This is a genomic window from Pseudomonas sp. rhizo66 (assembly GCF_031931925.1).
GTDB lineage: Bacteria > Pseudomonadota > Gammaproteobacteria > Pseudomonadales > Pseudomonadaceae > Aquipseudomonas.
The window spans coordinates 62,088-83,435 of the sequence record NZ_JAUJWZ010000008.1 but is presented as its reverse complement, the minus strand read 5'-3'; the positions used below and the strand labels follow the sequence as shown (position 1 = coordinate 83,435).

18 protein-coding genes and 1 tRNA gene are annotated in these 21,348 nt (G+C 59.7%); 10 read left to right on the top strand and 9 right to left on the bottom strand.

The features are described 5' to 3' along the window. Nucleotides 1–147 precede the first annotated feature (147 nt). On the top strand, nucleotides 148–1,197 hold the full coding sequence (locus QZR14_RS11675; RefSeq protein ID WP_311996628.1) for an HlyD family secretion protein: 1,050 nt from the start codon (nucleotides 148–150) through the stop codon (nucleotides 1,195–1,197). A gap of 49 nt (nucleotides 1,198–1,246) precedes the next feature. Continuing rightward, nucleotides 1,247–2,737: an MDR family MFS transporter gene (locus QZR14_RS11670; RefSeq protein WP_223027994.1), complete on the top strand. Its 1,491-nt coding sequence runs from the start codon at nucleotides 1,247–1,249 to the stop codon at nucleotides 2,735–2,737. A gap of 139 nt (nucleotides 2,738–2,876) precedes the next feature. Here QZR14_RS11670 and uvrB read toward each other — a convergent pair whose 3' ends face one another. After that, nucleotides 2,877–4,892 carry an excinuclease ABC subunit UvrB gene (gene uvrB / locus QZR14_RS11665; protein WP_250607309.1) on the bottom strand — a complete coding sequence of 672 codons (2,016 nt, stop codon included), beginning with the start codon at nucleotides 4,890–4,892 and terminating at the stop codon, nucleotides 2,877–2,879. A 336-nt stretch (nucleotides 4,893–5,228) separates the two neighbouring features. Here uvrB and QZR14_RS11660 point away from each other — a divergent pair, with 336 nt between their 5' ends. Both QZR14_RS11660 and QZR14_RS11655 read left to right on the top strand, forming a co-directional pair. Then, complete coding sequence (locus tag QZR14_RS11660; RefSeq protein ID WP_250607312.1) at nucleotides 5,229–6,425, top strand: amino acid aminotransferase; 1,197 nt, start codon at nucleotides 5,229–5,231, stop codon at nucleotides 6,423–6,425. 226 nt (nucleotides 6,426–6,651) lie between these two features. After that, nucleotides 6,652–6,852, top strand: coding sequence for a hypothetical protein (locus tag QZR14_RS11655; RefSeq protein ID WP_250607314.1), 201 nt, complete (start codon nucleotides 6,652–6,654; stop codon nucleotides 6,850–6,852). Here the strand turns inward: QZR14_RS11655 and QZR14_RS11650 are convergent. Then, nucleotides 6,849–7,079 carry a hypothetical protein gene (locus tag QZR14_RS11650; RefSeq protein ID WP_123463450.1) on the bottom strand — a complete coding sequence of 77 codons (231 nt, stop codon included), beginning with the start codon at nucleotides 7,077–7,079 and terminating at the stop codon, nucleotides 6,849–6,851. The two genes, QZR14_RS11655 and QZR14_RS11650, sit on opposite strands and share 4 nt — an antisense overlap. Nucleotides 7,080–7,299: 220 nt before the next feature. Between QZR14_RS11650 and QZR14_RS11645 the strand changes: the two genes are divergently transcribed. Continuing rightward, a tRNA-Asn gene (locus QZR14_RS11645) sits at nucleotides 7,300–7,375 on the top strand. A gap of 225 nt (nucleotides 7,376–7,600) precedes the next feature. Here QZR14_RS11645 and QZR14_RS11640 read toward each other — a convergent pair. Next, nucleotides 7,601–9,124 carry a nucleobase:cation symporter-2 family protein gene (locus QZR14_RS11640; protein WP_250607317.1) on the bottom strand — a complete coding sequence of 508 codons (1,524 nt, stop codon included), beginning with the start codon at nucleotides 9,122–9,124 and terminating at the stop codon, nucleotides 7,601–7,603. A 210-nt stretch (nucleotides 9,125–9,334) separates the two neighbouring features. On the opposite strand from QZR14_RS11640, the gene QZR14_RS11635 reads away from it, so the two are divergent. From QZR14_RS11635 to QZR14_RS11625, 3 genes are read left to right on the top strand one after another with little or no spacing between them, the layout of a single operon-like run. Then, complete coding sequence (locus QZR14_RS11635) at nucleotides 9,335–9,829, top strand: PAAR domain-containing protein (protein WP_311996627.1); 495 nt, start codon at nucleotides 9,335–9,337, stop codon at nucleotides 9,827–9,829. Between the two features lie 48 nt (nucleotides 9,830–9,877). Then, nucleotides 9,878–10,627: a hypothetical protein gene (locus QZR14_RS11630; protein ID WP_311996626.1), complete on the top strand. Its 750-nt coding sequence runs from the start codon at nucleotides 9,878–9,880 to the stop codon at nucleotides 10,625–10,627. Further along, entirely contained in the window at nucleotides 10,628–11,053 is a 426-nt protein-coding gene (locus QZR14_RS11625; protein ID WP_187676915.1) for a DUF4952 domain-containing protein, read from the top strand. It begins immediately after the preceding gene. Here QZR14_RS11625 and QZR14_RS11620 read toward each other — a convergent pair. From QZR14_RS11620 to QZR14_RS11600, 5 genes are all read right to left on the bottom strand, one after another. After that, complete coding sequence (locus tag QZR14_RS11620; RefSeq protein WP_311996625.1) at nucleotides 11,035–11,877, bottom strand: arylamine N-acetyltransferase family protein; 843 nt, start codon at nucleotides 11,875–11,877, stop codon at nucleotides 11,035–11,037. The two genes, QZR14_RS11625 and QZR14_RS11620, sit on opposite strands and share 19 nt — an antisense overlap. A 101-nt stretch (nucleotides 11,878–11,978) precedes the next feature. Continuing rightward, nucleotides 11,979–12,773, bottom strand: coding sequence for an exodeoxyribonuclease III (xth, locus tag QZR14_RS11615; RefSeq protein ID WP_095047670.1), 795 nt, complete (start codon nucleotides 12,771–12,773; stop codon nucleotides 11,979–11,981). 106 nt (nucleotides 12,774–12,879) lie between these two features. Next, nucleotides 12,880–14,322 (bottom strand): mechanosensitive ion channel family protein, encoded by a 1,443-nt coding sequence (locus tag QZR14_RS11610; RefSeq protein WP_311996624.1) that lies wholly within the window; start codon nucleotides 14,320–14,322, stop codon nucleotides 12,880–12,882. 209 nt (nucleotides 14,323–14,531) lie between these two features. Then, the gene (gene ycaC / locus QZR14_RS11605) at nucleotides 14,532–15,158 is read right to left on the bottom strand and encodes an isochorismate family cysteine hydrolase YcaC (protein WP_250607323.1); all 627 of its coding nucleotides are present in this window, start codon (nucleotides 15,156–15,158) and stop codon (nucleotides 14,532–14,534) included. Nucleotides 15,159–15,244: 86 nt separating this feature from the next. Continuing rightward, entirely contained in the window at nucleotides 15,245–16,111 is an 867-nt protein-coding gene (locus tag QZR14_RS11600) for a pirin family protein (protein WP_250607324.1), read from the bottom strand. Between the two features lie 106 nt (nucleotides 16,112–16,217). Between QZR14_RS11600 and QZR14_RS11595 the strand changes: the two genes are divergently transcribed. Both QZR14_RS11595 and dkgB read left to right on the top strand, forming a co-directional pair. After that, the gene (locus tag QZR14_RS11595) at nucleotides 16,218–17,126 is read left to right on the top strand and encodes a LysR substrate-binding domain-containing protein (RefSeq protein ID WP_311996623.1); all 909 of its coding nucleotides are present in this window, start codon (nucleotides 16,218–16,220) and stop codon (nucleotides 17,124–17,126) included. Nucleotides 17,127–17,354: 228 nt separating this feature from the next. Then, nucleotides 17,355–18,158, top strand: coding sequence for a 2,5-didehydrogluconate reductase DkgB (gene dkgB / locus QZR14_RS11590; RefSeq protein ID WP_311996622.1), 804 nt, complete (start codon nucleotides 17,355–17,357; stop codon nucleotides 18,156–18,158). Nucleotides 18,159–18,169: 11 nt separating this feature from the next. On the opposite strand, the gene QZR14_RS11585 is transcribed toward dkgB, so the two are convergent. Next, on the bottom strand, nucleotides 18,170–21,343 hold the full coding sequence (locus QZR14_RS11585) for a transporter substrate-binding domain-containing protein (RefSeq protein WP_442967398.1): 3,174 nt from the start codon (nucleotides 21,341–21,343) through the stop codon (nucleotides 18,170–18,172). Nucleotides 21,344–21,348: the final 5 nt, after the last annotated feature.

The following is a 21,348-nucleotide window of genomic DNA, read 5'->3' as shown; positions in this document are numbered from 1 at the left end:
GGGCATTTAAGCCAAGTTTGCCTCTGGAACGCCCGTAAGCCGCGGTGAATGGGCAAATATCAGCAGATGGCATTTACCGTTTATCGGCTGTATGCCAGATTCGCCTGCTGATAACTTTACTTACAATTCCTCGACTACAGTTTGCCCATGCCTGCCCAACTCAAGCGTCGCCTGTTGATTTTCCTGCTGCTCGTCCTGCTGATCGCCGGGGGCTTTTTCGCCCATTGGTTTTTCAAGGGACGCTTTTATGAAAGCACCGACAACGCTTATGTCCAGGGCGAAATCACCCGCGTGTCGAGCCAATTGAGCGCGCGCATCGATGAAGTGCTGGTGCAAGACAATCAGCACGTGGAAAAAGGCCAGCTACTGGTGCGCCTCGAACCGAATGATTTCCGTCTGGCCATCGACCGCGCCAACGCCGCCCTCGCCACTCGCGAAGCAGAACGCCTGCAAGCGCAAAGCAAATTGACTCAACAAGCCAGCCTGATTGCGTCCAGCGATGCGCAAGTGGCGACCACCCAGGCAACGCTCGGGCGCTCGCAGATGGATTTGTCGCGCGCCGAAACCCTGCGCAAACCCGGTTACGTTTCCGAAGAACGGGTGACCACCCTCTCCGCTGACGCTCATATCGCCCGTTCGCAAGTGACCAAGGCGCAGGCTGACGCGCAAGGCCAGCGCCAGCAGGTCAACGCCCTGAACGCCGAAATCAAGCGCCTCGACGCACAGATCGCCAACGCCCGCGCCGATCTCGCGCAAGCCGAACTCAACCTGACCCGCAGCGAAATCCACGCGCCGATCAGTGGCTTGGTCGGCCAGCGCGCCGCCCGTAACGGCCAAGTGGTGCAGGCCGGCGCTTACCTGCTGTCGATCGTTCCGGACGAAGACATCTGGGTGCAGGCCAACTTCAAGGAAACCCAGATCGGCCACATGCAACCCGGGCAGAAAGCCGAGCTGACCTTCGATGCCTACAGCGATACGCCAATCGAAGCCCGAGTCGACAGCCTGTTCGCCGCGTCCGGCGCGCAATTCAGTCTGTTGCCGCCGGACAACGCCACTGGCAACTTCACCAAAGTCGTGCAACGGATTCCGGTGAAACTGACCTTCAAAGCCGACAACCCGCTGCACGGCAAGATCCGCCCGGGCATGTCCGTCACCGCCAAAGTGAACATCAAAGACGCCCCGGACAATGGCCGGTGATTCGCTGATCCGCCCGGTCGGCGAACCGACCCGGCGCGACTGGATTGCGGTGATGAGCGTGATGCTCGGCGCCTTTATGGCGGTACTCGACATCCAGATCACCAACTCGTCGCTGAAAGATATTCAGGGCGCGCTGTCGGCGACGCTGGAAGAAGGCTCGTGGATTTCCACCTCGTATCTGGTCGCGGAAATCATCATGATCCCGCTGACCGCATGGCTGGTGCAGTTGCTCTCGGCACGACGGCTGGCGGTGTGGGTGTCGCTGGGGTTTCTGGTTTCCTCGCTGCTCTGCTCGATGGCCTGGAGCCTGGAAAGCATGATCGTTTTTCGCGCCATGCAGGGTTTCACCGGCGGCGCGCTGATCCCGCTGGCGTTCACCCTGACCCTGATCAAACTCCCCGAACACCACCGCGCCAAAGGCATGGCGATGTTTGCCATGACCGCCACGTTCGCCCCGTCCATCGGCCCGACGCTGGGCGGCTGGCTAACGGAAAACTGGGGCTGGGAGTACATCTTCTACATCAACATTCCGCCGGGCCTGATCATGATCGCCGGGCTGATGTACGGGCTGGAGAAGAAAGAAGCGCACTGGGAACTGCTGAAAAGCACCGATTACACCGGCATCCTCACGCTCGGGATCGGCCTCGGGTGCTTGCAGGTGTTTCTTGAAGAAGGCCATCGCAAGGACTGGCTGGAATCGAGCCTGATCGTGACCTTGGGCAGCATTGCGCTGGTAAGTTTGATCACCTTTGTAATCGTGCAGATTTCCAAACCGAATCCACTGATCAACCTCGGCATCCTGCGTAATCGCAACTTTGGCTTGTCGAGCATTTCCAGCCTCGGCATGGGTGTCGGGTTGTACGGTTCGATCTATCTATTGCCGCTGTACCTGGCGCAGATCCAGAACTACAACGCCCTGCAGATCGGCGAAGTGATCATGTGGATGGGCGTGCCGCAGTTGTTCCTGATTCCGCTGGTGCCGAAGCTGATGAAGTTTGTTTCGCCGAAATGGCTGTGCACGATCGGCTTTGGATTGTTCGGGCTAGCGAGTTTTTCTTCGGGGGTGCTCAACCCGGATTTCGCCGGGCCGCAGTTCAATCAGATCCAGATCATCCGCGCACTGGGGCAGCCATTGATCATGGTGACTATTTCGTTGATCGCCACGGCGTATATCCTGCCGCAGGACGCGGGTTCGGCGTCGAGTCTGTTCAATATCCTGCGTAACCTCGGCGGTGCGATCGGGATTGCTTTGCTGGCAACGCTGCTGGATGCGCGGACCAAGACTTACTTCGATTACTTGCGTGAGGCGGTGGTGCCGACCAATCCACAGGTGGCCGAGCGACTGGCGTCGATGACGGATCGGTTTGGCAGTGATACGGCGGCGCTGGGCAAGTTGAGCGAAATCGTCCACCAGCAGGCGGCGATCATGGCTTACAACGATGCGTTTCACTTTGTCGGGATTGCGCTGGGGATCAGTATGTTGGCCGTCTTGTTGACCAAGAAATTGCCACAAGGATTGAAGGCTGGGGAGTCCCACTGATATTTGCTGTGCCTAGTCTGGCCCCATCGCTGGCAAGCCAGCTCCCACAGGTTTCTTTGGTGTTCACAAATTTCGTGTACGCCATCAATCCTTGTGGGAGCTGGCTTGCCAGCGATGGGGCCCGACCAGGCAACATCAATCAAACTGCCAAAAGCCGTTCGCGCAGTTTGGCAATCTCGTCACGCATCTGCGCTGCCGCTTCAAACTCCAGATCCCGCGCCAGCTGATACATCTTCTCTTCCAGTGCACGAATGCGTTTGGTGATCTCGCTCGGCGAGCGCAATTCAGCTTCGTACTTGGCGTTCTCTTCAGCGGCTTTGGCCATGCCCTTGCGCTTCTTGCTGCGCGAACCCGGCACGGTGGCGCCTTCCATGATATCGGCGACATCCTTGAACACGCCTTTGGGGGTGATGCCGTTTTCCAGGTTGAAGGCGATCTGCTTGTCACGACGTCGCTCGGTTTCACCGATTGCGCGCTCCATCGAACCGGTCATGCGATCGGCGTAAAGAATCGCCCGACCATTGAGGTTACGCGCCGCCCGGCCAATGGTCTGGATCAGCGAGCGCTCGGAACGCAGGAAGCCTTCCTTGTCGGCATCAAGGATCGCCACCAGCGACACTTCCGGCATGTCCAGACCTTCACGCAGCAGGTTGATCCCCACCAGCACATCAAAGGTACCGAGGCGCAAGTCGCGAATGATTTCTACACGCTCAACGGTATCGATGTCCGAATGCAGATAACGCACGCGCACGCCGTGGTCGGCGAGGTAATCGGTGAGGTCTTCGGCCATGCGCTTGGTCAGCGTGGTCACCAGCACCCGCTCCTCGATGGCCACGCGTTTGGTGATTTCCGAGAGCAAATCGTCGACCTGAGTCAGCGCCGGACGCACCTCGATCTGCGGATCGACCAGACCGGTCGGACGCACCAATTGCTCGACCACACGTCCGGCGTGCTCGGCCTCGTAATTGCCCGGCGTTGCCGAAACAAAAATGGTCTGCGGGCTCACCCCTTCCCACTCGTCAAAACGCATTGGCCGGTTATCCAGCGCCGACGGCAGGCGGAAGCCGTATTCGACGAGAGTTTCCTTACGCGAACGGTCGCCCTTATACATCGCGCCGACCTGCGGCACGCTGACGTGGGATTCGTCGATCACCAGCAAGGCATCGGCCGGCAGGTAATCGTAGAGCGTTGGCGGCGCCGCGCCGGCCGGACGTCCGGACAGGTAGCGCGAGTAGTTTTCGATGCCGTTGCAGTAACCCAGCTCGAGAATCATCTCCAGGTCGAAACGGGTGCGCTGCTCCAGTCGCTGGGCTTCCACCAGTTTGTTGTTGCTGCGCAGGTATTCCAGACGTTCCTGCAATTCGACTTTGATGTGTTCGATGGCGTCGAGCAGGGTTTCCCGTGGCGTCACATAGTGGCTCTTCGGGTAAAACGTGAAGCGCGGCATCTTGCGGATGACTTCGCCGGTCAGCGGGTCGAACGCGGAAATGCTTTCGACTTCGTCATCGAACAGCTCGATGCGGATCGCTTCCAGATCGGATTCCGCCGGGTAGATGTCGATCACATCGCCGCGCACGCGGAAAGTCGCACGGGCGAAATCCATATCGTTGCGGGTGTATTGCAGGTCCGCCAGACGCCGCAGCAGCGCACGCTGATCGAGTTTGTCGCCGCGATCGACGTGCAGCACCATCTTCAGATAGGTTTCCGGGCTACCGAGACCGTAGATGCACGACACCGTGGTGACGATGATCGCGTCCTTGCGTTCGAGCAGCGCTTTGGTTGCGGACAGGCGCATCTGCTCGATGTGGTCGTTGATCGATGCATCCTTCTCGATGAAGGTGTCGGACGACGGCACATAGGCTTCGGGCTGGTAGTAGTCGTAGTAGGAAACGAAGTATTCGACGGCGTTGTTCGGGAAAAACGCCTTGAACTCGCCGTACAGCTGCGCGGCGAGGGTCTTGTTCGGCGCCAGTACCAGGGTCGGGCGCTGCACCTGCGAGATGACGTTGGCGATGCTGAAGGTCTTGCCCGAGCCGGTCACACCAAGCAGCGTCTGGTGCGCCAGCCCGGCTTCGATGCCCTCCACCAGTTGGCGGATGGCTTCCGGCTGATCGCCGGCGGGCTCAAAGCGGGTGACGAGCTGGAATTCGGACATATACACCTCTGGGATCGCGGCATTCCGAGCAAGCGGAGCACCACGGGGACGACCGCAAACGACCGGTGTCGCGCAAGAAAAAACCTGGATTGTGCTCAATGTGGTGGCGATTGCCTCACCTTTCAAGGCAAACGTCCTACATCCGGTAAAGACTCTGACACGCGCAGTCGACTAACGGTCAAGAAATAATCGGAAAAACTTACCCTAAAAGCCGAATCGCCTGTCGCCATTGCTCGGTAATGGCCTCTATACTAGCTCCCCGTTTGTGCACCGCTCTAGTGCATCCGGCTGGAGCGCGACACGTCCCTCCATTCTCCATTCAGAGCCGCCGCAATAATGAGCCTGTTCTCCGCTGTCGAAATGGCACCCCGCGATCCAATCCTGGGCCTCAACGAAGCATTCAACGCCGATACCCGGACCACCAAGGTCAACCTGGGCGTGGGTGTTTACTGCAACGAAGAGGGGCGAATTCCACTTCTGCGCGCCGTGATCGAAGCCGAAACCGTTCGCGCAGCTCAACACGCTTCGCGCGGTTACCTGCCGATCGATGGCATCGCCGCCTACGACCAGGCCGTGCAAAAACTGCTGTTCGGCAACGACTCGCCGCTGATCAGCGCCGGTCGCGTAATCACCACTCAGGCCGTCGGCGGGACCGGCGCACTGAAGATCGGTGCCGACTTCCTCAAGCAACTGCTGCCGAATGCCGTTGTGGCGATCAGCGACCCGAGCTGGGAAAACCACCGCGCCCTGTTCGAAACCGCCGGCTTCCCGGTGCAGAACTACCGTTACTACGACGCTGCCAGCCACGATGTAAATCGTGCCGGCATGCTCGACGATCTCAACGCCCTGCCGAACGGCTCGATCGTTGTTCTGCACGCGTGCTGCCACAACCCGACCGGCGTCGACCTGACCCCGGCGGACTGGAACAACGTGCTGGAAGTGGTCAAGGCCAAAGGTCACGTGCCGTTCCTCGACATGGCTTACCAGGGTTTCGGTGACGGCATCGATGAAGACGCCGCTGCCGTGCGTCTGTTCGCCGAGTCCGGTATGACTTTCTTCGTCTCGAGCTCGTTCTCCAAGTCGTTCTCGCTGTACGGCGAGCGCGTTGGTGCGCTGTCGATCATCAGCGAATCGAAAGAAGAAAGCGCGCGCGTGCTGTCGCAAGTCAAGCGCGTGATCCGCACCAACTACTCCAACCCGCCGACCCACGGCGCAAGCATCGTTGCAGCTGTACTGAACAGCCCGGAACTGCGCGCACAGTGGGAAGCCGAACTGGCGGAAATGCGTCTGCGCATTCGCGGCATGCGCGAGCAGATGGTTGCCCTGTTGGCAGAAAAAGCCCCGGGTCGCGACTTCAGCTTCGTCGGTCGTCAGCGCGGCATGTTCTCCTACTCGGGCCTGACCACTGAACAAGTGCATCGCCTGCGTAACGAGTTCGGCATCTACGCCCTGGACACCGGCCGCATCTGCGTGGCCGCGCTGAACCAGAGCAACATCAAAGCTGTGACGGATGCGATTGTTCAGGTCATCTGATTTCAGCGCGTTATGAAAAACGGGAAGCCTTGGGGCTTCCCGTTTTTTATTTGTCCGAATGAACGCTGCTTAACCTCTAGACTGCACATAAATCCCATTGTAGGAGTGAGCCTGCTCGCGATGGCGGCGTGTCAGGTAATGAAGCTTCGGCTGACACGACGCTATCGCGAGCAGGCTCACTCCTACAGGTTTTGTGTGAACCCAAGATTTCTGAAAGAGACCCTATATGAAAAACGACAACCTGCGCGCCGACCGTGACGATCTGGATGACTTCATCCCCCGCACAGCGGCAAAACGCGAAAAGAGCCTGGTTTTGCAAGTCGCCACCGGCGTGTTCCTGGGTGGCCTGGTCCTGTGGCTGGTGCAACTGGCGGCCACCGCGGCTTACGCCAAGCTGATGATGGGCACTATCACCTTCGGCAGTTAAGCCAGTTCGGTGGCACGCTGACTCGCGGCGTCGTCATAAACGACGTACAGCGATTCGGCGATCTGGCTTTTGATCGCCTTGGTGCTTTCAAGGCCCAGGACAAAACCTTCGGCCTTGCCACCGGCGCGGTTCAATTCCTCAGCGGTGCTGGCCTGGGTGATTGCATCGAAGAGTTTTTCGGCGTGGGGACCGACGCCCTTGGGCAGACTGATTTGCGCGATGCTCATGCGAACACCTCACTGTTGCGGGACAAACGGTTCATGGCGCGGACCTTTTTCGGCGAATGGCCGGCAGCGCGTGTGACCACTTCCGGGCAGCCATGGTAGACCTCTGCTGCGTTTCTGGTAACCGCCAATCGCTGACAAGTCACCGTCCGTCCCGAAGATTCAGTCATTTTTACAACCGATGCTTGACTTCTCTTTTTGAATCAGTAACATACGCACCAATTCCGCAATAGCTCAGTTGGTAGAGCAAATGACTGTTAATCATTGGGTCCCTGGTTCGAGTCCAGGTTGTGGAGCCAAATAGCAAAGCCCCTGAATCGAAAGATTCAGGGGCTTTTTTGTGGGCGCTCGAAAAGAACAAAAGATCGCAGCCTTCGGCATCTACAGATTCAGCGTTCATCCTCAAAGTGGGCGGAGTATGAGATCTGTGTAGGAGCTGCCGAAGGCTGCGATCTTTTGATCCTCAAATAAAAAGGGCCGATCTGTATAAAACAGATCGGCCCTTTTCTATTCACATACTGCCGTCAGACGTGTTCGCTGCTCTTCACCTGCGCCTTCGGCGCGCCGTGCCCATGATCGTGGTCATCTGGCTCGATGACCGGCACTTCCTTGCCATCGCAGTCATGCAGCTTGCCGTCGCTGAAGTAATCGCCTTCACGCAGCGCCGCCAGATCGCGATAGCGCAGGGTCCGCTCTTCTGCCGCGGCAAACACCGACTGTTGATCCGAGTTGCCGGCGGTGAAGTGGTTGAACGCCAGGTTAAGCAGGATCGCCATGATCGCCGACGAGCTGATACCCGAGTGGAAAATGGTCGCGAACCAGCTCGGGAAGTGATCGTAGAAGTTCGGTGCGGCAATCGGGATCATGCCGAAACCGATCGAGGTGGCGACGATGATCAGGTTGACGTTGTTGCGGTAATCCACCTTGGACAGCGTACGGATACCGCTCGCTGCCACAGTGCCAAACAGCACGATACCGGCGCCGCCGAGTACCGAAGTCGGCACCGCGGCGATGACCCGGCCCATGAACGGCAGCAGGCCAAGAATCACCAGAAAGATGCCGCCAGTGGCCACTACATAGCGGCTCTTGATCCCGGTGACCGCCACCAGACCGACGTTCTGGGCGAAGGCACTCTGAGTGAACGAACCGAAGATCGGCGCAAACATGCTCGACAGCATGTCCGCGCGCAGGCCATTGCCCAGGCGTTTGGAATCGACTTTGGTGCCGATGATTTCACCGACCGCGAGAATGTCTGCCGACGTTTCCACCAGGGTCACCATGACCACGATGCACATCGACAGGATCGCGGCAAAGTGGAAAGTCGGCATACCGAAGTGGAACGGCGTCGGGAAGCCGAACATCGGCCCGGTGGTGACGTTGGAGAAGTCCGCCATGCCGAGGAACACCGCCAGCACCGTGCCGATCACCATGGCCAACAGGATCGACAGACGCGAGATGGTCGAGCTGCCGACTTTGCTCAGCAGCAACACCAGAACCAGTGTGACTGCCGCAAGACCGATGTTCTGCATGCTGCCGAAGTCCGGCGCGTGGCTGTTACCGCCCATGGCCCAGCGTGCGGCCACCGGCATCAGCGTCAGGCCGATAGTGGTGATCACGATGCCGGTCACCAAGGGCGGGAAGAACTTGGTGATTCGCGAGAATACCGGTGTGATCAGCAAGCCGATCAACGACGCCGCAATCACCGCACCGAGCACGGATTGAAAGCCGCCCTCCCCGCCGCTGCTGACGATCGCGACCATGGTCGCCACGCCAGAGAACGACACGCCCTGCACCAGCGGCAACTGACAGCCAAAAAACGGCAGACCCAGGGTTTGCAGCAGCGTCGCCAGCCCCCCCGCAAACAATGAAGCAGCAATCAGCAAACCAATGTCCGCCGGCGACAGGCCGGCCGCCTGGCCGATGATCAGTGGCACCGCAACGATACCGCCGTACATGGTCAGAACATGTTGCAGGCCGTAAGCCATATTCGCGCCGACCCCGAGATTTTCGTCCTCGGGCCGTTGGTGTGAAACATGGGGCGTTTTCATGGTGGGGGGTTCCCTGGTTTTTGTTATGCGCACACTGTATTCAATACTCGCGACAAGTGTCTATTGTTTTGTATACAAAATATCAGAGGCGGGTTACTCGTCACTCAAACGGCCTGATGACTTGAGTACCCCCTCATCACGTGGCACGATCAGAAGCCATGCCGTACGGATCAACGGATGCCCCCTGCCGGGCAAGAAAAGGAAGTCACCATGAGTGGAAAACCCGCTGCTCGCGCCACAGACGCCACAACATGCCCTGCCCATGCGGCACAGAAAATAGTTTCCGGCTCCCCCGACGTATTCTTCGATGGTTTGCCAGCCGCGCGCCTCGGCGACCCCGCCTCTTGCGGCAGCGCCATCAGCGGTAACATTTCCGCAACCGTCTTCATCAACGGTAAAAACGCCGCCACGCAAGGCAGTCAGGGCAGCCACGGCGACGTTATCGTCGGCGGTTCGGGCACCGTCATCATTGGCCAGAGTGGTGGTGGCGCGCCGATCAGTCCCGTTCCGCCGATCAACTTGGGTTTCGATGAGCAGTTCACCCTGCTGGACGCCGATGGCGAGCCCGTGCCCGACTTCGCTTACAAAATCACCACCGCGTCGGGCAAGGTCATTCGCGGCGTCACCAATGAGCGCGGACTGACCCAGAGAGTGTCGACCCGAGCGAGTGAACTGCTGCATCTGGAGCCTGACGACCTGGCCTGAACAGGAACAACCAGTGGCTGAATTCACCTGAAAGGAGTTGTAACCAGCATGGCGCAGGCAATACTCAGCAATAACCGGGCTCCCTCGAATCGACAGGGTGGCAGTACGCATCCGGCGGTCGTTGTTACCAAATACACCAAACGGGCTGACGAAAACGGTTGGCTGAGTGTCAAACTCGAGCCAAAAGGCACGCTCGTCGCCCTCTGCGAATACACCAAAGTGACCTTCACCAAGGAGTCCGGTGGTCGAACCTACTTCAGGATTGCCGATGGCAATTCGGAGTTCGTCGGGCAGACGGCCAGCCTGAAAACCGAAAATGCCTTGAAATATCTGATGGATACCCCGCCAACGGCGCCGGCCACCGTCAAGGTCAAGTACACCGGTGCACCGGCTCATGCGGTCTCGGAGTTCAAAGGCAAACTGCTGCAGCAATGGGCACAGGTCAGCTTCAATGGCAAAACGGCGAAGGTGACGCTGAACAGCCAGTGGGGCGGCGAATTTACCCCGATTCCTCCCGGACGCCACCGGATCATGGCACCCGACCGCTCCCACGGGAATATCTCCACAGGTGGCTACAAGGCACAAGGTAATCTGCATTGCACCGACGTCTGGTTTCCCATTGAACTGCAAGGCACAAAAGGCAACAGCAGTCGTTACATCCACGTCGGCCATTTGTCCGACGGCTGTGTCACCTTTTATGAGCTGATCAAATGGAACGACATCTACGACTACCTGATCTGCCGGCGAGTCAAAGGTGAAGGCGGGAAATATGTCGGTGAATTGCTGGTGGAGAAATAATTGAAACGGCTACTACTGATCCGATTGATACCCGCGCTGTTGCTGGTCATTGCCAACAGCGCCAGTGCCGACTTTGGCTGTGATGACTTTCTGTCGAAGCTCGCAGACAAGCCATCGTTTGTTGAATTCAAAGGCTGCAAACAGGCGCTCGACCGCATGGGCCAGCCATTTTCAGCCAGCTATGAAGTATCCGGGGCCAATGCTTCGAAAGCCGAACAGTACCTTGAACAGCACTTCGGGATTTCGCCGATCACGCGCGCCTGTTGTGTCTGGGACTCGACCCAAAATGGATTCAGAGATCCAGCAACAGGCATCAACTACCTGATCAGCATTGGCTCAGAGGAAACAGAGGTCAGGCAACGAGAGTCGTGGGCCAAAATCAATCTCTTCACGATCCAGGTCGATGCTTACGCTGAGGATCCCTGACCAGACTCGATAAGGCGTCCGAGCACCGGCCTCAACAACTGAGGGATCGCGCCCCGTATCCCGAACTCAACCTCAAGCAAATCGAGTAGATCCTCGACGTCCGCGACATCACGCCGCTCGCTCTCGGCACCCATGCGATGAACAGCGAAACTGCCATTGTTCAGGGTCTTGCGCCAGCCATCCCCGGTGCGCGCGACCATCAGACGCTGGGTAAACGGTGACTCAGGGTGAGTCGAGACATACCAGTTGCCAATGGTGTAATCGATGTCTTCCTGGCGTTGCAGATCGAACAGGTACATCGGTCGCCATTCACCCGCCACATTGGCACGCAGCATGTAGCCCTCGGCCTGCTGTTCTATGCGATAGGGTTCGTGCGGGGTGGCCTGCTCGGCCTCAGTGTCGAGGAGCAGCGGCGCGGTGGGCACCATGCCACCAAAACCTACGTCCGTTATGTAGCGCACGCCGTCGATGGTCACCAGACTCAAGCGGTGCGTGCGTGCCGTCCAGCTGCCCTCGGGCTGATTCATCACCACGCGCCCGCTGATGGCCCGGGCATCGAAGCCCAATTCAAGCAACAGGGCGAAGAACAGGTTGTTGAGTTCGTAGCAGTAACCACCACGGCCACCGACGAGGATTTTTGCTTCGATGGACGGCAGATCGATCAACACCGGCGCCCCGGTGATTGTCGCCAGGTTCTCGAAGGGGAACACGCCGGTGTGACGCAATTGCAACAGGCGCAGCGTTGCCAGCGTCGGTGCCGGCGGCGCATCAAACCCCAGACGCTGCAAGTACAGCTTCAGATTCGTCAGGCGTGGCTCACTCATTGCTCAGTCCTTTTGCATGGGGCCGCAGGTCACTGCGTTGATGGTCGCCATGTATACGGGATCAGGCACTGTTTTCGACAATTGATTTCGCCAATCGACCGCTAGCGTTTCTTGCGCGAACCGATACGGATCCACGTCGGCGCATGGTCACTGGCGTGGGGTTCATTGCGCACCCAGGCGTCTACCCCAGCCTCGTGCAAATACGGACTCAGCGCCGGGTTGAGCAACAGATGATCGATGCGCAGACCGGAGTTGGTTTGCCAGTGCTGGCGGAAGTAATCCCAAAACGTATAGAGCCGATCTTCGGGATACAGATGCCGCAGCGAATCGGTCCAGCCCTGATCCAGCAGGCGCTGATAACACTCGCGGCTTTCGGGTTGCAGCAGCGCATCCTTGAGCCAGGAACGGGTGTTGTAGATGTCCATGTCGGTGGGCACGACGTTGTAGTCGCCGGCCAACACCACCGGATGATCGCTGCTTTGCAAGTCTTTCGCGTAGCTGATCAACCGTTCGAACCAGGCCAGTTTGTAATCGAATTTCGGCCCCGGTTGCGGGTTGCCGTTGGGCAGATACAGGCAGCCGACCAGCACGCCGTGCACCGCCGCTTCCAGATAACGGCTGTGCTTGTCATCGGGATCGCCCGGCAAACCGCGCCGGCTCTCCAGCGGTTGCGCGTCGCGGGCGAGAATCGCCACGCCATTCCACGAGGCCTGGCCCTGCCAGATCGCGCCGTAACCGGCGGCTTCCAGTTCTGCCGCAGGAAACGCCGTGTCGACCGATTTCAATTCTTGCAGGCAAGCGATGTCCGGTTGTTCGCGCTTGAGCCAGTCCAGCAGGTTCGGCAAACGCGCGCGTAAACCGTTGACGTTATAGGTGGCGATCCGCAGGTTTTTCATCGGCTGAGGCTCCTGCCCGTGGGCTGTGAAAAATCTGACCCCGAGACCCTCGCGGCGGTTGCATCGGATCGGTACACAGGGTCGTGCCGTCGGCGACCGGTAATGCTCAGGCGCGATTGCGCAGCCACTGCAAAAAGCCTCTTTTGGGGACAACCGCCGGCGCTTCCTCGGTCAGCGATTGCGCCTTGTGCAGGCGGAAATCGAGCAGCGTCTGCATCGCGTCGTGGATGTCATGACGCGCATCGAGGCATGGTTTGAGGTAAGACTTCTCGATGCGATACAACGCGCAAAAGGTTTTCGCCGAAAAGTCCGCCGGCAACGCGGTATCGGACAAGATCCCTGCCTCGCCAATCACCTCGCCCGGCCCCATGCGCCCGGACTCGAACGGCGTGCCGTGGCGCTTCAACGTCACCGACACCACACCGGACTCAATAATGAACAGGTGATCGCTGACCTCCCCGCCCGCCAGAATGACTTCGCCGGCACGAAAGGTTTGCAGGTTCATGTTCTGGCTGAAGGTGTCTTTCTCTTCCTGACGCAGGGTCGAGAAGATCGGCGAGCTGTCGAGCAACGCCCTAGGCCGCGACAGGTTGGTCGGCGCAGCACTTTCATCGCTCGACAGCAAATTGACCCCGGACGCCTGCAAGTGCCGATACGCCAGGTCGAACAGCTGATTGCGCACCACGCGCTTCTCGCCCATCGATGCAACGAAGCCACTGATCTCGTATTCCGCACCACTGCTGCCGGAGCTTTTCAGTGCGACGCTCGGTGCAGGTGTGTCGAGCAACTGGCGACAGCCCTGCATCGCCCGCTCCAGTGCATCGATCACCGAACTGGGCCGCGCATGCGGGCTGACCTGCACGCTGACCGCGACGCCGAACATATTGCTCGGCCGACTGAAATTGATGATCTTGGCCTTGGCCGCCAGCGAGTTGGGAATCACCGCCATGCTGCCCTGGCTGGTTTGCAGGCGCGTGGCGCGCCAGTCGATATCGGTGACCCGGCCTTCGGTGCCGTCGATGGAAATCCAGTCATCGAGTTGATAAGGCTTGGTGGTGTTGAGGACGATCCCGGAGAACACGTCGCTGAGCGTGCTCTGCAAGGCCAGACCGACAATGATCGCCAACGCTCCGGAGGTTGCCAGCACGCCTTTGACCGGCAAATCCAGCACATAGGCCAGCGCCGCAATAATCGCGATGAGGAAAATCACCGCGCCAAGCAAATCCTGCAACAGCCGCCCGGTGTGGCCGACCCGCTGCATCATCACTGCGCCAATCAACACCGTCAGGGTGCGCGCGCCGAACAGCCACCAGCCAATCTGCAGGCCGGTCGCCGCCAGGTGCAGCGGCACGTTATCGGCCCACGGCGCCGGCTCCATCGGATTGAGGCCTTCGTTGAACAGCAGCACGCTGAACAGGCTGAAAATCAGCACCCGCACCAGCAGTTTCCATTCGCTGCCATGGGAACTGATCAGACGCCACAAGCCCAGATCGAGGAGGATCAGGATCAACGCGCAGAACAACGGATGTTCGGTGAGCAGAGACAGCATCAAACAACTCCGACGGGGGCCAATCGCGAGAAGATCGCACAGATTGAGCAAGTGTAGGAGCAATTGATTTCAGAGGATGAACCCGCCCGCAAAAACACCACAAACCCCATGTAGGAGCTGCCGCAGGCTGCGATCTTTTGATCTTTAAAAAACAACATCAAAAGATCGCAGCCTGCGGCAGCTCCTACACAGGTTTACGGGGTGACAGATTACTTACCGTTAGTCAGGGTGCTGTAGCTGGTCATCAGGTTGCGGTAGTCCGGGATGTGGTTGGAGAACAGCGTGCCCAGCCCTTCGATGTCGTTGCGCCAGTCGCGGTGCAGCTCGCAGGCCAGGCCGAACCAGGTCATCAATTGCGCGCCAGCCGTGGACATGCGGTTCCACGCCGATTCGCGGGTCAGTTCATTGAACGTGCCGGAGGCGTCAGTCACCACGAACACATCGAAGCCCTCTTCCAGCGCCGACAGCGCCGGGAATGCCACGCAGACTTCCGTCACCACGCCAGCGATGATCAACTGCTTCTTGCCAGTGGCCTTGATTGCCTTGACGAAATCTTCGTTGTCCCAGGCGTTGATCTGCCCCGGACGGGCGATGTACGGCGCGTCCGGGAACAGCGCTTTCAGCTCCGGCACCAGTGGGCCGTTGGGGCCGGTTTCGAAACTGGTGGTGAGGATCGTCGGCAGCTTGAAGTACTTGGCCAGATCGGCCAGCGCCAGCACGTTGTTCTTGAACTTGTCCGGCTCAATGTCGCGCACCAGCGACAGCAGCCCGGCCTGATGGTCAACCAGCAGTACCGCAGCGTTGTTCTTGTCCAGACGTTTGTATTGGGTGTTCATGGGCGTTTCCTCTTTTCTATAGGCAACAGCCATCCCTGGCCTGCGAACCGGCCTACGCGTCCTGTGTAGAGCGCAGTGGTGGTGCGTTAAGCGTGCATCTGGCCGAAGCGGCCGGACTGGAAGTCGGCGAAAGCCTGGTGGATTTCCTGCTCGGTGTTCATCACGAACGGGCCGTGACCGACGATCGGTTCGTCGATCGGCTCGCCGCTGAGCAGCAGTACCACCGCGTCCTGGCTGGCTTCGATCGTCAATTGATGGCCGTCACGCTCGAACAGCGCCAACTGCCCTTCGCGCACCGACTCCACTGCGTTGACCTGCACCGAACCTTTCAACACCACCAGCGCCGTGTTGCGGCCTTCATGCAGATCGAGCGTCAGCAACTTGCCGGCGTTCAGGCGCAAGTCCCACACATCGATCGGGGTAAACGTATGCGACGGGCCTGTGTGGCCCTCGAACTCGCCGGCGATCAGCCGCAGGCGACCGGCGTTGTCCTTGAGCGCAATGCTCGGGATGTCGCTGTCGAGAATGGTCTGGTAACCCGGCGCGGCCATTTTGTCCTTGGCCGGCAGGTTGACCCACAGCTGGACCATTTCCAGTTTGCCGCCGCTCTTGGCGAAGTTTTCCGAGTGAAACTCCTCATGGAGGATCCCGGAAGCCGCGGTCATCCATTGCACATCGCCCGGGCCGATCACGCCGCCGCTGCCGGTCGAGTCGCGGTGCTGCACTTCGCCTTCATAAACGATCGTCACGGTTTCGAAACCACGGTGCGGATGCTGACCCACGCCACGGCGTTCGGTGGTCGGGGTGAAATCGGCCGGGCCGGCGTGGTCGAGCAGCAGGAACGGGCTGATGTGTTTGCCCAGGTTGTCGTAGGAAAACAGCGTGCGAACCGGGAAACCATCGCCGACCCAATGGCCGCGCGGGCTGGTGTAGATACCGATGATGTTTTTCATGGTTGTCTCCAATGGGGGGTGAGTGATGCGATGGATCAAGCTTAAATCCATGACCATTAATGCACTAGACTGCAAAAATCAGCCTTAGCGTTCTATCTGGAGAACGATGGTGGAAGACCTCAACACCCTCTACTACTTTACCCAAGTGGTCGAACATCACGGTTTCGCCGCCGCCGGGCGCGCACTGGACATGCCCAAATCAAAACTCAGCCGACGTATTTCCGAACTGGAAGAACGCCTCGGCGTGCGCCTGCTGCACCGCACCAGCCGCCATTGCTCGCTGACCGAAATCGGCCAGGCCTATTACCAGCGCTGTCTGGCCATGCGCGTCGAAGCCGAAAGCGCCGCCGAGCTGATCGAACGCAACCGCTCCGAACCGCAGGGACTGGTGCGCCTGAGTTGCCCGACAGCGCTGCTCAACTCGTGGGTCGGGCCGATGCTCACCCGTTACATGCTCAAGTACCCGCTGGTGGAGTTGTTTATCGAGAGCACCAACCGCCGCGTCGATCTGCTGCACGAAGGTTTCGACATCGCCCTGCGCGTGCGCTTTCCGCCGTTGGAGAACACCGACATGGTCATGAAGGTGCTGGGCAACAGCACGCAGTCGGTGGTCGGCAGCCCGCAGTTTGTCCAACACCTGTCGTCACCACCCTCACCTGCCGATCTCAATGGTTTGCCGAGCCTGCACTGGGGCGCAGCGCAGCGTGAATATCAATGGGAGCTGCTCGGGCCGAATGACAACACGGCGCTGATTCGCCATACGCCGCGCATGGTCACGGATGATTTGATTGCCCTGCGCCAGGCAGTCATTGCTGGCGTTGGCGTAGCGCATCTACCGAGTGTGGTGGTGCGTGAGGACATCGCGGCTGGGCGAGTCGTCGAATTGATTCCGGGGTGGGCGCCGAAGTGCGGCGTGGTGCACGCAATCTTTCCGTCGCGGCGCGGGTTGTTACCGTCGGTGCGTACGTTGATTGATTTTCTCGGAGAGGAGTTTGCGCACAGCGATATTGCTTGAGTCGGTGGTGCGCCCTTCGCGAGCAGGCTCGCTCCCACAGAGGATTTGTTAACACCACAGATCTCCTGTGGGAGCGAGCCTGCTCGCGAAGCGGCCAGCCCTGACAACACACGTCTTGGGAAAGATTCATGACTTGTAGTCAACAGTGCTTTGCCTTACCCACGGTTTTTCTCCACGATGCAGACGCGGATACTCGGGGCCATTCCCACTGCAACCCTGGAGTCTTTCATGTCTGTTCCCGCTTTCGGTCTTGGCACGTTTCGTTTGCAAGGCCAGGTGGTCATCGACTCGGTGAGCACCGCTCTCGAACTCGGCTACCGGGTCATCGACACCGCGCAAATCTACGAAAACGAAGCCGACGTCGGCGAGGCCATTGCGGCCAGCGGCATTCCACGCGATGAGCTGTTCATCACCAGCAAGATCTGGGTCGCCAACTTCGCCCAGGATCGCCTGATCGACAGCCTCAAGGAGAGTCTGGAAAAACTGCAGACCGACTACCTCGACCTGACGCTGATTCACTGGCCGTCGCCGGAAAATCAGGTGCCGATCGAAGAATTCATGGGTGCCCTGCTCGAAGCCAAGCGCCTGGGCCTGACCCGGCAGATCGGTGTGTCCAACTTCACCATCGACCTGATGCAGCAAGCCATCAAAGCTGTCGGCGCAGAAAACATCGCGACCAATCAGATCGAACTGCACCCGTACCTGCAGAACCGCAAAGTGGTCGAGTTTACCCGCAGCCAAGGCATCCACATCACCTCGTACATGACCCTCGCCTACGGTGAAGTGCTGAAAGATCCGCTGATCCAGCAGATTGCCCAGCGCCTGCAAGCCACCCCGGCGCAAGTCACGCTGGCCTGGGCCATGCAGTCGGGCTACGCGGTGATTCCGTCGTCGACCAAACGCGCCAACCTGCAAAGCAACCTTGCCGCCACCGCACTGACGTTGAGCGACGCCGACATGGCGCTGATTGCCACGCTCGATCGCGGCCATCGCCTGACCAGCCCGAAAGGCATCGCGCCGCACTGGGACTGACCCGCCGCCCGTCAGACTTGCAGGCGTTGCGCGAGGCCGACCATGGCCTCGCGCAACGTTTCACTCGCAACGCCCAGCGGCGCCGCGTGCGTTTCGCGACACGCCTGTTCCAGCGCAACACACGCCGCCACTACCCGCGCCGCACCGACCATCTGCGCCCCGCCCTTGATGTGATGCGCCAGTTCGCCCAGCCCTGGCCGATCCTGCGCCTGCTGCAAAACCTCCAGACGTTGCAGATCGAGGTGCAGGCTGTTCAACACCTCTTTGCGCAACTGTTCGATCAGCGCACGGTTGTCCCCGGCCATTTGCTCCAGCGTGCTCAGGTCGATTTCCGCCAGCGTCGGCATCTGGCCGGGGTTCGCCGCCTCGTCGCAATGACTGGCAGCCGTTAACGCCCGCGCCAGGTCGTGCAAGCGGATCGGTTTGAACAGGCATTCGTCCATGCCGGCATTCAGGCACCGCGTGCGCTCTTCGGCCTGCGCATTGGCAGTAAAACCGAGAATCAGACACGCTTGCCGGCCGGAATTCGCTTCTTCTTCGCGGATCGCCCGTGCCAGTTGATAGCCGTTGCGCCGTGGCATGTTGCAATCGGTGATCACCACATCGAACGCCTGAGTCCGCCAGCGTTGCAGGCCCTCATCACCATTCTCGGTGTCGACCGTGTGATGGCCGAGTTCGGTCAATTGCCAGCACAACAGCAAACGGTTCACCGGGTGATCGTCGACCACCAGCACACTCAGTGAACAGGTCGCGGCGAGTTTATTTTCCGGGGTTGGCATCTGAGTGAGGACAGCCAACAACGGCAGTTCGAGACTGACCTCGACTTGCGTGCCTTCACCCGGCGCGCTGTCGAGCCGCAGCGTGCCGCCCATCATTTCGCAGAGGCTGCGACTGATGACCAGGCCCAGTCCGGAACCGCTGCGGGCCGACTGCGTGTGATTGTTCGCCTGCACGAACGGGCTGAACAGCCGTTGTCGATCGTCCTGGCTGATCCCCACCCCGCTGTCTTCAATCACTACTTTCACGGCCAGGCGCTCGGACGTCGCGGCGGTTACCACCAGCCGCAGATTGACCTCGCCCTCTTCGGTGAACTTGATTGCGTTGCTCAGCAGATTCGACAGCACCTGTTTGAAGCGCGTCGGATCAATCAGCACATCGACGTTGCTGCGGGCATCGAGTTCGATGTGCCACAACAACCGCTTCTGCCGCGCCAGCCCCTCGAACACCCGGCACACCGACACCACCAGCTCACGCAGGTTGGCGCGTTCGGGCGCCAGCGACAAATGCCCGGTCTCGATCCGCGCGATATCGAGGATGTCGCCAATCAGCGCCAGCAATTGTTGCCCGGCATTGGACGCCACCTGAATCGCCAAACGATCGGTCACACCTTCCTCAGCGCGCTTCAAGGCCAGTTCGAGCATGCCGATCAAGGCATTCATCGGCGTGCGGATCTCGTGACTCATGGTCGCCAGAAACGTGGTCTTGGCCCGATTGGCGTCGTCCGCCGCGTCCTTGGCTTCCTGCAATTGCTGCAACCATTGCTGGCGCCGGCGAATCTGTTGCCGCTGAAAAACGATCCAGGCCAGCGCGAGCACCAGCAACGCCGCCGCTACGGCAAACCCCAGCAGAATCTCGTGACGATGGCGTAACCAATAACTGTCTTCCACCACCACGTCGTGGCTCCAGCGTTCAACCAGTTCGTCCATCTGTTGCGGGGCGATGCTCAGCAGCGCCTTGTTCAGGATCGAATGCAGGGCCGGCATCTGCGGGGCCGTCGCCAACGCAATGCGCGCCGGTTGGTCGCCGATCGTGCCGGTAACGCGCAAGCGTTCGCGGTAGTGACGTGCGATCAGAAAACGCGCCACCAGCAACGAACTCACGGTGACGTCGACCTGGCCCTTGGCAATCAACGCCATGCCCTCTGCGGGGCTTTTGACTTCGACCAGACGGATGCGCGGCACGCGGCTCAACAAGTAAGCGCGCAACGGATGACCGCGATAAATCGCCAGCCGCTTACCGGCCAGATCATCAAGATTGAGCGGCCCCTGCGCGGTGATTGCGCTGACCAGCACAAACGGATTGTTCAGGTAAGCGCGGGTAAATTGCAGTTCGGTTTCGCGCTCGCTGCTCGGCGTCACCACCGGCAATACATCCAGTTCACCGGCCTTGAGCTGCTCGATCTGCCGATCCAGCGACGTCCCGCGCACAATCTCGAAGTTCAGCCCGCTGCGCTGGCTGATCAAACTCAGCAGTTGTGCCGACAGTCCGCTGAAACGGCCATCGGCGTCGAAAAACGTCAGCGGCGCGAAGTCCTCGATGGCGCCAACGCGAACCAGCGGGTGCCGGTCCAGCCACGCCTGTTCACTGGCACTCAGTTGCACCCGCGACTGCTTCGCCATCTCGGCGAGGCCAACGCTCCAGCGCTGCTCGATGCGTTGGCGACGTTCCATGGGAATGGCCGTCAACGCCTTGTCGACCATGCGTTTGAGGTGCTCATTGCTGCGCAACAGGGCAAAGCCGAACGCGTTGGCATCCAGCCGCGACGGCCCGGCCAATTGCAGGTCGTTGCGATAATTGGTGTTGATCAGGTAGTTGGCACTGATGAAGTCGCCCAGATAAACGTCATCCGCACCGAAGGCCACCGCACCAAGCGCGTCCATAGCCGAGGGGTAACGCCGCACACTGGCCTGGGGATAAAACGCTTGCACACTCGCCAGCGGTAGATAGTCCTCGACCATGGCCAGGCGTTTGCCGGCCAGATCGCTCGGCAACGACTCTTCGATCCGGGTCACCAGCATCGGCTGATCTTCGGCGTAGGCCCGGGACAGGATGAAGTCCGGGTCAGCGGTTTCAAAACTGTTGGAGGTGCCCAGCAGATCGAGATCGCCGCGCTTGAGTGCTGCCATTACCGTATCGCGGTTGGCAAAACGGTGAACTTCGATGCGTACACCGAGCAGCTGCGCCAGCAGATCGGCGTAATCGGCAGTCAGCCCCTCAAGCTCCTGTTGATTGCGGGAGATCTCGAACGGCGGGTAATCCGCACCGGAAATTCCCAGGCGCAACACCGGGTGCTGGTGCAGCCATTGCCGGTCCTGTTCGTCCAGACGCAACTGGACGTTGTCCAGCCCGGTACGGCTTAGCACTTGCAGCACCTGCGGCGTATCACTCGCCCAGCAGGTAGCCATCAGGC

Bases quoted from the DNA above. Each gene is read 5' to 3' on its own strand.
- QZR14_RS11635 (WP_311996627.1), top strand. From the start codon at position 9,335: ATGAGTGGAAAACCCGCTGCTCGCGCCACAGACGCCACAACATGCCCT.
- QZR14_RS11650 (WP_123463450.1), bottom strand. From the start codon at position 7,079: ATGAGCATCGCGCAAATCAGTCTGCCCAAGGGCGTCGGTCCCCACGCC.
- QZR14_RS11655 (WP_250607314.1), top strand. From the start codon at position 6,652: ATGAAAAACGACAACCTGCGCGCCGACCGTGACGATCTGGATGACTTC.
- QZR14_RS11600 (WP_250607324.1), bottom strand. From the start codon at position 16,111: ATGAAAAACATCATCGGTATCTACACCAGCCCGCGCGGCCATTGGGTC.
- QZR14_RS11675 (WP_311996628.1), top strand. From the start codon at position 148: ATGCCTGCCCAACTCAAGCGTCGCCTGTTGATTTTCCTGCTGCTCGTC.
- QZR14_RS11640 (WP_250607317.1), bottom strand. From the start codon at position 9,124: ATGAAAACGCCCCATGTTTCACACCAACGGCCCGAGGACGAAAATCTC.
- QZR14_RS11610 (WP_311996624.1), bottom strand. From the start codon at position 14,322: ATGCTGTCTCTGCTCACCGAACATCCGTTGTTCTGCGCGTTGATCCTG.
- xth (WP_095047670.1), bottom strand. From the start codon at position 12,773: ATGAAAAACCTGCGGATCGCCACCTATAACGTCAACGGTTTACGCGCG.
- dkgB (WP_311996622.1), top strand. From the start codon at position 17,355: ATGTCTGTTCCCGCTTTCGGTCTTGGCACGTTTCGTTTGCAAGGCCAG.
- QZR14_RS11620 (WP_311996625.1), bottom strand. From the start codon at position 11,877: ATGAGTGAGCCACGCCTGACGAATCTGAAGCTGTACTTGCAGCGTCTG.
- QZR14_RS11660 (WP_250607312.1), top strand. From the start codon at position 5,229: ATGAGCCTGTTCTCCGCTGTCGAAATGGCACCCCGCGATCCAATCCTG.
- ycaC (WP_250607323.1), bottom strand. From the start codon at position 15,158: ATGAACACCCAATACAAACGTCTGGACAAGAACAACGCTGCGGTACTG.
- QZR14_RS11630 (WP_311996626.1), top strand. From the start codon at position 9,878: ATGGCGCAGGCAATACTCAGCAATAACCGGGCTCCCTCGAATCGACAG.
- QZR14_RS11585 (WP_442967398.1), bottom strand. From the start codon at position 21,343: ATGGCTACCTGCTGGGCGAGTGATACGCCGCAGGTGCTGCAAGTGCTA.
- uvrB (WP_250607309.1), bottom strand. From the start codon at position 4,892: ATGTCCGAATTCCAGCTCGTCACCCGCTTTGAGCCCGCCGGCGATCAG.
- QZR14_RS11595 (WP_311996623.1), top strand. From the start codon at position 16,218: ATGGTGGAAGACCTCAACACCCTCTACTACTTTACCCAAGTGGTCGAA.